This window comes from Proteus sp. G4380 (assembly GCF_963885725.1).
Taxonomy (GTDB): domain Bacteria; phylum Pseudomonadota; class Gammaproteobacteria; order Enterobacterales; family Enterobacteriaceae; genus Proteus; species Proteus mirabilis.
The window spans coordinates 1-10,437 of record NZ_CAWPAV010000078.1 but is presented as its reverse complement, the minus strand read 5'-3'; the positions used below and the strand labels follow the sequence as shown (position 1 = coordinate 10,437).

Sequence of the window (10,437 nt, the reverse complement as noted above, 5' to 3'; positions counted from 1 at the left end):
GGCGAGAAATTGTGGGGGAAAATTCCCCCACAAAGCTATTTATCGCAAGATAAATTCGCTTGAACTAGGGTGTTACCGCTGCTGATATTAAAAGAGCACAATCTTTCATGTCTCAGTAGAGTAAAACACAAAACTGTAATACATACAGTAATCAGCCCAATAAGGGCAAGCTTAGTCATTTCTCTTGACACTCCTTGTTAAAGGAGACAGAATCAAGTTGTTTGGGACTTGAGACTGCCTCGAATTTTATGTAAATAGAATTCGGGGCTTTCGTCTTTTTGGTCCTTGCAAATGCTTGAACCAAAATGATCCAAGCACCCGCCTGTATACTAACAGAAAATAGCCGTGTGTCTCTGTTTATTTTGGCAAAACAAAGCTAAAAAGATTTATTAAATCAATGGGTTATTTTGTTTTATAAGTGGGGTTTGTAATGTGTTTTTTGATTTATCAACCATTATAAAAAAACGCCAGTGATAATCTGGCGTTTTTATAATTTATTGAAGTGAATTCAATAATTAGGCATTTTCTTGTTGGCTTGCTTGAATTGCAGTTAATGCAACAGTGTAGACGATATCATCGACTAACGCGCCACGAGAAAGGTCGTTAACAGGTTTACGCATACCTTGTAACATTGGTCCAATGGAAACCAAGTCTGCTGAACGTTGTACTGCTTTATAGGTAGTGTTACCGGTGTTTAGATCAGGGAAGATAAACACAGTTGCTTTACCCGCAACAGGTGAGTTTGGTGCTTTAGATTTAGCAACGTCAGCCATTACAGCCGCATCGTATTGTAAAGGACCATCAATAATCAGATCTGGACGTTTTTCTTGTGCTAAACGAGTTGCTTCTCGCACTTTTTCAACGTCACTGCCAGCACCTGAGTTACCTGTAGAGTAAGAGATCATCGCAACGCGTGGGTCGATACCAAACGCTTTTGCTGAGTCTGCAGATTGAATAGCGATTTCAGCCAGTTGTTCTGCGGTTGGATCTGGGTTAATTGCGCAGTCACCATAAACATAGACTTGTTCTGGTAATAGCATAAAGAACACAGAAGACACTAATGAGCTACCGGGTGCAGTTTTAATTAACTGTAGTGGTGGGCGAATAGTGTTAGCGGTTGTATGAACAGCGCCAGAAACAAGACCATCAACGACGCCTTTTTCTAACATTAAGGTACCGAGAACAACGTTATCTTCTAACTGTTCACGAGCAACAACTTCTGTCATACCTTTGTTTTTACGCAGTTCAACTAAGCGAGGTACATAAATTTCACGTACTTCTTTAGGATTGATGAGTTCAATACCTGTACCTAATTCAACACCTTGTGCCGCAGCAACACGACGAATTTCTTCAGGATCACCTAATAGTACACAGGTTGCGATACCACGTTCAGCACAAATAGACGCGGCTTTAACGGTACGAGGTTCATCACCTTCAGGTAATACGATGCGTTTTTTCGCCTTACGAGCTAATTCCGTTAATTGATAACGGAATGCTGGTGGTGATAAACGATTAGGACGTTCAGAGTTTGCTGTCAGTGAATCAATCCATTGGTTATTGATATGTTGAGCAACATAGTTCTGAATTTTTTCGATACGCTCATGGTCATCTGCTGGCACTTCTAAGCTAAAGCTTTGCAGATTTAATGAAGTCTGCCAAGTGTTTGAATTAACCATAAAGATAGGTAGACCAGTCTCAAATGCACGCTCACACAATTGTTTAATTGGTGCATCGATTTGGTAACCACCTGTGAGTAAGATAGCACCGATTTCAACGCCATTCATTGCAGCAAGACATGCTGAAACTAAAACATCTGGGCGATCGGCAGAAGTGACAAGCAATGAACCTGGGCGGAAATGCTCTAACATATGTGGAATACTACGAGCACAGAAAGTCACAGACTTAATACGACGAGTTTCAATATCACCCTTATTGATGATAGTCGCATTTAAGTGTTTTGCCATATCTGTAGCACGAGTAGCGATTAAATCGAAGTTCCATGGAATGCAACCCAATAAAGGAAGTGGGCTATTTTTTTCGATGGTATTTAAATCGACATTAGAGATAATCGCTTTGCTTGAGTCATCAAAAATTTCTGATAAATCAGGGCGAGTACGACCTTGATCATCCACAGGGGCATTTAATTTATTAACAATCACACCTGTGATATTTTGATTTTTTACACCACCAAATTCAGCACGAGCAAATTCAATGCGCTCTTTTAACTGCTCAGCGGTGTTGTTGCCTAATGCAGTAACGAAAACAATTTCAGCACCTAATGTTTTGGCAATCTCATAGTTTAAAGATTGTGCAAAAGGGTGCTTACGCATTGGCACTAAGCCTTCAATCAGTACAACTTCTGCATCAGCAGTATTTTCGTGATATCTAGCAACAATTTCTTCCATCAGAACATCTTTTTTATTGGAGCTGAGTAATGACTCAACGTAATCCATATTTAAAGGTTCTGCGGATTGAATTGTGGAGTGAGAGCGGATAATCGCAGTGGTTTGATCTAATGCGCCTTTAACACGAGGCTGTGCGATAGGTTTGAATACACTAAGGCGAACGCCTTTTTGTTCCATAGAACGGATTACACCCAAGCTGACGCTGGTTAAACCTACGCGTGTATCAGTTGGGACTAGCATAATTGTACGGGACACGGAAACCTCTTTAAATATCGGTTGCTCGTTATGTGAAACAGTACTGCCAGCATAACACTGGCAGTACATCAAAAAACTTAAGCGGTCAGGCGGCTAGCATCCTGAGCGATAACTAACTCTTCGTTAGTTGGGATAACAACAGCAAGACGGCTGTTATCGGTAGTGATGGTGCCTGATTTACCGAAACGTGCATCTAAGTTACGCTGATGATCAACTTCAAAACCTAATAGAGCGAGTTTTTTCAGTGATAATTCACGAACCATTGCTGCATTTTCACCGATACCACCAGTGAAGATAATGGCATCTAAACGACCTTCCATCAGTGCACAATAAGAACCGATGTATTTCGCTAAGCGATGGCAGTAAACGTCCATTGCACGTTTAGCATCAGCTTTTGTTTCGTAGTTATCTTCAACATAACGGCAGTCACTAGTAACTTCCGTTAAACCTAATAAACCAGATTCTTTAGTGAGCAGTTTATTAATATCTTCAACGCTCATACCTAAAGTATCATGTAAATGGAACACGATAGCAGGATCGATATCACCACTACGAGTACCCATGACTAAACCTTCTAATGGTGTTAAACCCATAGAAGTATCAACACATTTACCGTTAACAATAGCAGAAACAGAACCACCATTACCTAAATGGCAAGTGATTACGTTCAGTTCATCAACAGGTTTATTTAACATTTTAGCTGCTTCACGGGAAACAAAGAAATGGCTAGTTCCGTGAGCACCGTAACGGCGGATGCTGTGATCTTTATATAAGCTGTATGGCAGAGCATACAGATAAGCTTCTTCTGGCATTGTTTGGTGGAATGCAGTGTCAAATACTGCCACCATTTTATTAATTAAATGAGGGAAGGCTTTACGCGCTTCTTCAATACCAATAAGGTGAGCTGGGTTATGTAATGGGGCAAATGGAATAGCCGCCTCAATACCTTTGATGACTTCGTCAGTAATGACGACAGATTTAGTAAATTTCTCGCCACCGTGAACAATACGATGACCAATTGCTGCGATTTGTTGTGAAAGTTCTGGTTTTTCAGCCAGAATAGTATTAACAATAAAGTTTAATGCTTCGCTGTGGGCAGCACCAGCGCCTAAAGCCGCTTCATGTTTCTGACCATCCATTTTCCACTTCAGGCGGGCTTCAGGAAGGTTGAAGCACTCAGCCAAGCCTGAAAGGAATTCTTCACCATTTTCTGGGTTAATAATTGCAAACTTAAGAGAAGAACTACCGCAGTTCAGTACCAGCACCAGCTTACTTGACATGGAATTACCTATTTATCTTGTTGTCGTAGTGTCTTTTATATTATAAAGACGATGGTTAATAAAACGTCACTCATAAAAGCCTATCGCATTACTATGATGACATTAATGATACGCATCATGCTTAGGGTAAAAAACTTGATGCTAATTATAGTTGCCAATCATCAATTGGACGATTTTTATTCACCCCAAAGTTTTTGCCCGAAAATCGGCGAAAAGGGTTGAAAATCACGCCGGCAAACAAAATATAGCGCTTTATTGCCACAAACCTTTAGAATGAGCACAGGATACAGAGTAAAGGCAACAAAGACAAAATATACTTAATTCTACTAAAAGATTTTTATTCTTTATAGATGTTTTTTAAAAGTTATAGAAAAAATTGATTGAGGTCATTATGAATGAACCGACAGTGACTCCCCCAGGTTTCTTCAAAAAGTTACGCCTAGGGAACGAGTATCTAAAAACCTGGCCGGTTGAGAAGCAATTAGCCCCAGTTTTTCCTGAAAATAGAATGATAAAAGCAACGCGTTTTGGCATACGTTATATGCCTCCTATCGCTATTTTTACATTAACCTGGCAAATTGCATTAGGTGGCGATTTGGGGCCGGCGATCACTACTGCACTTTTTGCCTGTAGCCTGCCAATGCAAGGATTATGGTGGTTAGGAAAACGCGCTGCAACGCCATTACCCGCTGTGTTACTCAATTGGTTTTATGAAATTCGTGAAAAATTTGAGCAAGCGGGTATAGCATTAGCCCCAGTAGAAAAGACGCCAACCTATCTCTCATTAGCGCATTTGCTTAAACGTGCTTTTAAGCAACTTGATCGCTCTTTTCTTGATGATGTGTAGAACATTTGTTCTACCTTCTTCATGGGTTATTTAATGGATTAAAATTACCCCTGTTTAGATCAAAAAACGTGTTGTTAGCACTACTCAAGTGTTTTGATTAATGCCATGCTCTCTTCAATAATTTCTTTGGAGAATTAATGATGGAAATGACACACGCACAACGCTTGATCCTCTCTAATCAATATAAAATGATGACTATGATGGATCCTGATAACGCTGAACGTTATCGTCGCTATCAGACAATTATTGAACGTGGTTATGGATTACAATTACGTGAATTAGACCGCGATTTTGATGAGATGTCAGAAGAGACCTGCCGAACCATTATTAACATCATGGAAATGTACCATGCATTGCAAGTTTCTCGAGAAAATTTAAAATCACCAGAAATGCCGGATGCTCGTCGAGTGGCATTTATGGGCTTTGATGCAGCAACAGAATCTCGTTATCTTAGCTATGTACGCTTTATGGTCAATACTGAAGGGCGATATACGCATTTTGATAGTGGTAGTCATGGTTTTAACTCTCAAACGCCTATGTGGGAGAAATACCAAAGAATGCTGGCTGTTTGGTTAGCCTGTCCACGTCAATATCACCTAAGCAGTGTTGAGATCCAACAAATACTGAATGCGTAATTATTAACGCATCATGATAAGGTAGGCATAAAATATGACAATCACCTGTAAAGGCTTTCTTTTTGATTTAGATGGTACATTAGTTGATTCATTGCCTGTTGTTGAATACTGTTGGGCACTATTTGGTGAGCGAGTAGGGGTATCAACACAAGAAATTAATAACTATATCCATGGAAAGCCGGCCATTGAGTCGATTCGTCATTTTATGCCTAATGCCACGCAAGCACAGATTGAAGAGACTTTTCGTTGGCTAGAAAAGTTAGAAGCGACACAAACAGAAGGATTAGCCCCTCTTCCGGGGGCTATCGAACTCATTAATCGCTTAAACGACTTAGCGATCCCTTGGGCAATTGTCACCTCAGGCACAGTACCAATTGCCTCTACTCGTCAGTCAGTTACAGGTATTCCTGAGCCTAAACATTGGGTGACGGCAGAATGTATCACTCAAGGGAAACCCAACCCTGAGCCTTATCTTTTAGGGGCAAAAAAATTAGGCTTAGCTCCCAAAGAGTGTGTGGTTTTTGAAGATGCTGCTGCAGGTATTTATTCTGGTTTAGATGCCGGGTGTCAGGTTATTGCCGTACATGCTCCGATTTCCCTTCCTCGTCGTAATGAAATTGATTTAATCATTGATTCATTAAATGATTTACAAATTGACAAAGAAAATCAACAAGTCGTTATTAAGCATAAATGTTAATCATTTATTTGATCATATAACGAGATTTATATTGGTAAAAATGGTCTACTTATCAATGCAGTGAATTGACGTATTAATCTGTTTTCACTTATTGCTGATCGAGGCCATTTTGAATAGCGAATTATTATGGGTTTTAAGCCTGCTATTGATAGCTATTGTCCTTTTTACGACCAACAAAATCCGCATGGATGTGGTCGCTTTACTTGTCATCGTCGCTTTTGTTCTTAGCGGCACTCTCTCATTAAATGAAGCCACGGTAGGATTTAGCGATCCGAACGTATTACTGATTGCGGCCCTTTTTGTTATTGGGGAAGGATTAGTAAGAACAGGTGTGGCATATCAAATGGGAGATTGGCTAGTACGAGTTGCGGGTAGTAGCGAAGTAAAAATGCTGGTGCTATTAATGATCTGTGTTGCAAGTTTAGGGGCTTTTATGAGCTCGACAGGGGTGGTGGCTATTTTTATTCCTGTGGTGCTCAGTGTGGCGGCACGGATGAAAACTTCTCCCAGTCGATTAATGATGCCTCTTGGCTTTGCGGGGTTAATTAGTGGTTTAATGACCCTAGTTGCGACACCGCCTAATATGGTGGTTAATAGTGAATTAGTTAGGGAAGGGCTACCCAGTTTTCAGTTTTTCTCTATTACCCCAATAGGGATCGCTGTATTAGTTGCGGGTGTGTTATATATGCTGGTGGTACGTCGTTGGTTAGGTTCAAGTGAAGGGGGTAAGCAAAAAGAGGTTTATCGTCGTACTTTTCGTGATCTTATCCGTGATTACCAATTAGCAGGGCGTGCACGTCGCTTAGCCATACGTAAAGGTTCACCACTGATTGGTCACTCTCTAGATGAATTACATTTACGCTCTCGCTATGGAGCAAACGTTGTCGGTATTGAACGCTGGAGGCGTTTTCGGCGTGTTATGGTCAGTGCGACAGGAGGCACTGAATTAAGAGAGCGAGATGTCCTATTAGTGGATATGTCAGCAAGTGAGGTAGATTTACGAGAGTTCTGTCGTGAACAAATGTTAGAGCCGATGGTGTTACGTGGAGAGTATTTTTCTGAGCAATCTCGTGATGTGGGATTAGCAGAAGTCTCTATGAACCCTGACTCAGAATTATTAGGAAAATCATTAAGAGAAATCAAATTCCGTACACGTTATGGGCTAAACGTTGTGGCTATTCGCCGTGAAGGGAGTGCTTTACCGGGGAAAATTGTTGATGAGCCATTACGTCTAGGAGATGTGTTACTGGTTATTGGTGATTGGAAATTAATTCGTATACTTTCGACAAAACCGCGTAATTTTATTGTATTAAATTTAGCGGCTGAAATTGATACTGTTGCACCGGCCTCATCGCAAGCACCACATGCACTTTTTTCATTAGCATTAATGGTTGCATTAATGGTGACCAATGAAGTACCTAACTTTATTGCCGCGTTAATTGCTTGCTTATTGATGGGAAAATTTCGCTGTATAGATATGGAAAGTGCTTATCGTTCTATTCATTGGCCAAGTATTATCTTGATTGTCGGGATGATGCCTTTTGCGGCTGCATTGCAAAAAACTGGGGGTATCGAGCTTATCGTTAATGGACTTATGGATGTAGCAGGGAATGCTGGGCCACAGGTTATGTTAGTCTGTTTATTTGTACTTTGTGCCACTATTGGTTTATTTATCTCTAATACGGCAACGGCGGTGTTAATGGCACCGATTGCAATAGCAGCGGCCCATCAAATGAATGTCTCTCCGTTACCTTTTGCAATGGTTATTGGTGTTGCTGCATCGGCGGCGTTTATGACACCTGTATCATCCCCGGTTAATACCCTGATCCTTGAGCCTGGTGGTTATAAATTTGCTGATTTTATTAAAATAGGGGTGCCTTTTACCATCATTGTGATGTTGATTAGCGTTTTCTTAATACCGCTATTATTCCCATTTTAATCGGTTATCTTTTGTAAAAACGCCGTTTAGTTTCATTTATTATAAACGGCGTTTTTGCGACTTACTCACTGATCTCATCTAGGGATAAACTAAAGCCCGGTACAAACACTTTCATAAAATAGTCCATCTCAGGGCTATGTCTTTCTGCTAACGTTTTTTCTAAACGATTTTTGGCCAAATTAAATTCGCTATTACCCGCAGCTAACTCTTCAAGGCATTTTAAATAGGCACATAAACTATCAGCTTGTTTGACAATAAAAGTTTCTTCCTCACTATGTAATTGCTCATCGATAAGAGGGCGAAAATCTTCTTGTAACTCTTCGGGTAACATTTCAATCAATTTTTGCTGAGCATATTTTTCTATTTTTTTATATTCATGAGCAATTTGTGGATTGTGGTATTTAATAGGAGTTGGCATATCACCGGTGATAACCTCACTGGCATCATGGTACATTGCTTGTAGTGCAATACGCTCGGCGTTGACATTGCCATCAAATTTACGATTTTTAATCACCGCTAATGCATGGGCAACAAAAGCCACTTGTAAACTATGCTCAGAGACATTTTCTTGGCGAATATTACGCATCAGAGGCCAGCGTGTAATTAGCTTTAAACGAGAAAGGTGGGCAAAAAAGTAACTCATAATATCTCCCAATAGCGTGATTGAAGAGATTATTGTGAGTGGATAGACACTAGATGTAAACGGTGATCAGTAAGAAAATAAAAAAACGCAATATAACCTCAGTGATATTGCGTTTTATCTTTATTAATAATAACTATTGATGATAGCCGACAATAAAACGACTAAATTTTTGAATCGCCATTTCTAAATCATTCTCACGAGGGAGTGTCACAATACGGAAATGATCAGGGTGAGGCCAGTTAAATGCAGTACCTTGCACTAATAAGACTTTTTCTTGTAATAGTAAATCGAGGATCATTTTTTGGTCATCTTTAATACTATAACGATTTAAATCTATTTTAGGGAACATATACAGCGCTCCCATTGGTTTAACGCAAGAAACCCCTGGAATTTGATTGATAAGCTCCCATGCGCGGTTGCGTTGCTCGTATAAACGGCCTCCGGGTAGAATAAATTCACTGATACTTTGATAGCCACCCAATGCCGTTTGGATCGCGTGTTGCATCGGCACGTTGGCACATAAGCGCATAGATGCCAGCATATTTAAGCCTTCAATATAGCCTTTTGCTTGTTTTTTCGGGCCATTAAGTACCATCCAACCTTGGCGGAATCCTGCGACGCGATAGGTTTTCGATAAACCGTTAAAGGTAACAGTTAATAAATCAGGTGCCATTGCGGCGATAGAGTGATGTTGGGCATCATCATAAAGAATTTTGTCATAAATTTCGTCAGCAAAAATAATCAAATTGTGTTGACGGGCAATTTCAACAATTTCCAGCAAAATCTCTTTGCTATATACCGCGCCGGTTGGATTGTTAGGGTTTATAATCACAATACCGCGCGTTCTGGGGGAGATTTTACGACGGATATCATCTAAATCAGGAAACCAACCTTGTTGCTCATCACACATGTAATGAACAGCATTACCCCCAGAAAGAGAAACCGCAGCGGTCCATAATGGGTAATCAGGCGCTGGAACTAGCATTTCATCGCCATCATTTAATAATGCTTGCATAGCTTGTACGATAAGCTCTGAAACACCGTTACCAATATAGATATCTTCAACAGTTACATCACGCATATCACGGGCTTGGTAATGTTGCATGATGGCTTTACGTGCTGAAAAAAGCCCTTTAGAGTCGCTATAGCCTTGAGAGCTAGGTAGGTTACGAATAACATCTACTAAGATTTCATCTGGCGCTTCAAAACCGAAAGGTGCTGGGTTACCAATATTGAGTTTTAATACTTTATTACCTTCTTCTTCCAGACGTTTTGCTTCTTGCAAAACCGGTCCTCGAATGTCATAACAAACATGGTCGAGTTTACTTGATTTTTTTATTTGATTCATAGCACGTTTACCTAATCGGGTATGACTTTATCTACATAGCGACATTTATATTTCTCATACACATCTTGGGAAGATATAAATGAAAAGGCTGTCCCAGCAAATTAACTGTTCTATCACTCTACTCTTACACTACAAACTTTTGAAGATGCTAGATAATTTTTGGTGTAAAAGGTCAGTTTATTCTAAAGAACTTATTTTGATGACTGAAAGTATCACTTAATCTGGTGGTATGTTCTTATTTTGAATAAAAATCAAAAATATTATGCTGGTGAAGAGAGGGTTTTTAGTGCGTTTTTTAACAATAACCAGATGTGAGAGGGAAGTTGATAAGATGTTGCATAATCAATTATTGAATAATTTTATCGGATTTGTATTATCTTACTTAATA

Annotated in this window: 9 protein-coding genes; 4 read left to right on the top strand and 5 right to left on the bottom strand. The window is 39.9% G+C overall.

The window, feature by feature from the left end; all coding sequences use genetic code 11:
* Nucleotides 1–35 precede the first annotated feature (35 nt).
* The 3 genes from AACU98_RS06555 to ackA all read right to left on the bottom strand — a co-directional run bounded on the left by AACU98_RS06555 (nucleotide 36) and on the right by ackA (nucleotide 3,940).
* Nucleotides 36–179 (bottom strand): Hok/Gef family protein, encoded by a 144-nt coding sequence (locus AACU98_RS06555; protein ID WP_004247166.1) that lies wholly within the window; start codon nucleotides 177–179, stop codon nucleotides 36–38.
* Nucleotides 180–515: 336 nt separating this feature from the next.
* Nucleotides 516–2,660: a phosphate acetyltransferase gene (gene pta / locus AACU98_RS06550; RefSeq protein WP_004248391.1), complete on the bottom strand. Its 2,145-nt coding sequence runs from the start codon at nucleotides 2,658–2,660 to the stop codon at nucleotides 516–518.
* A 77-nt stretch (nucleotides 2,661–2,737) separates the two neighbouring features.
* Complete coding sequence (gene ackA / locus AACU98_RS06545) at nucleotides 2,738–3,940, bottom strand: acetate kinase (RefSeq protein WP_004243716.1); 1,203 nt, start codon at nucleotides 3,938–3,940, stop codon at nucleotides 2,738–2,740.
* Nucleotides 3,941–4,331: 391 nt separating this feature from the next.
* On the opposite strand from ackA, the gene yfbV reads away from it, so the two are divergent.
* From yfbV to AACU98_RS06525, 4 genes are all read left to right on the top strand, one after another.
* A complete protein-coding gene (yfbV, locus tag AACU98_RS06540) occupies nucleotides 4,332–4,787 on the top strand; it encodes a terminus macrodomain insulation protein YfbV (RefSeq protein ID WP_004243712.1) in 456 nt (151 codons plus the stop codon).
* 140 nt (nucleotides 4,788–4,927) lie between these two features.
* Nucleotides 4,928–5,422: a YfbU family protein gene (locus tag AACU98_RS06535; protein ID WP_023843594.1), complete on the top strand. Its 495-nt coding sequence runs from the start codon at nucleotides 4,928–4,930 to the stop codon at nucleotides 5,420–5,422.
* A 34-nt stretch (nucleotides 5,423–5,456) separates the two neighbouring features.
* On the top strand, nucleotides 5,457–6,119 hold the full coding sequence (locus AACU98_RS06530; RefSeq protein ID WP_004243707.1) for a sugar phosphatase: 663 nt from the start codon (nucleotides 5,457–5,459) through the stop codon (nucleotides 6,117–6,119).
* A gap of 109 nt (nucleotides 6,120–6,228) precedes the next feature.
* Nucleotides 6,229–8,058 (top strand): SLC13 family permease, encoded by a 1,830-nt coding sequence (locus AACU98_RS06525; RefSeq protein ID WP_012368104.1) that lies wholly within the window; start codon nucleotides 6,229–6,231, stop codon nucleotides 8,056–8,058.
* A 61-nt stretch (nucleotides 8,059–8,119) separates the two neighbouring features.
* On the opposite strand, the gene yfbR is transcribed toward AACU98_RS06525, so the two are convergent.
* Both yfbR and AACU98_RS06515 read right to left on the bottom strand, forming a co-directional pair.
* Nucleotides 8,120–8,701, bottom strand: a complete 582-nt coding sequence (yfbR, locus tag AACU98_RS06520) for a 5'-deoxynucleotidase (RefSeq protein WP_004243705.1) — start codon at nucleotides 8,699–8,701, stop codon at nucleotides 8,120–8,122.
* Nucleotides 8,702–8,834: 133 nt separating this feature from the next.
* The gene (locus AACU98_RS06515; protein ID WP_049217455.1) at nucleotides 8,835–10,049 is read right to left on the bottom strand and encodes a pyridoxal phosphate-dependent aminotransferase; all 1,215 of its coding nucleotides are present in this window, start codon (nucleotides 10,047–10,049) and stop codon (nucleotides 8,835–8,837) included.
* Nucleotides 10,050–10,437 lie beyond the last annotated feature (388 nt).

Excerpts from the sequence above, each read along its gene's own strand:
- ackA (WP_004243716.1), bottom strand. The coding sequence starts at position 3,940 with ATGTCAAGTAAGCTGGTGCTGGTACTGAACTGCGGTAGTTCTTCTCTT.
- AACU98_RS06535 (WP_023843594.1), top strand. The coding sequence starts at position 4,928 with ATGGAAATGACACACGCACAACGCTTGATCCTCTCTAATCAATATAAA.
- yfbV (WP_004243712.1), top strand. The coding sequence starts at position 4,332 with ATGAATGAACCGACAGTGACTCCCCCAGGTTTCTTCAAAAAGTTACGC.
- AACU98_RS06515 (WP_049217455.1), bottom strand. The coding sequence starts at position 10,049 with ATGAATCAAATAAAAAAATCAAGTAAACTCGACCATGTTTGTTATGAC.
- AACU98_RS06555 (WP_004247166.1), bottom strand. The coding sequence starts at position 179 with ATGACTAAGCTTGCCCTTATTGGGCTGATTACTGTATGTATTACAGTT.
- AACU98_RS06530 (WP_004243707.1), top strand. The coding sequence starts at position 5,457 with ATGACAATCACCTGTAAAGGCTTTCTTTTTGATTTAGATGGTACATTA.
- yfbR (WP_004243705.1), bottom strand. The coding sequence starts at position 8,701 with ATGAGTTACTTTTTTGCCCACCTTTCTCGTTTAAAGCTAATTACACGC.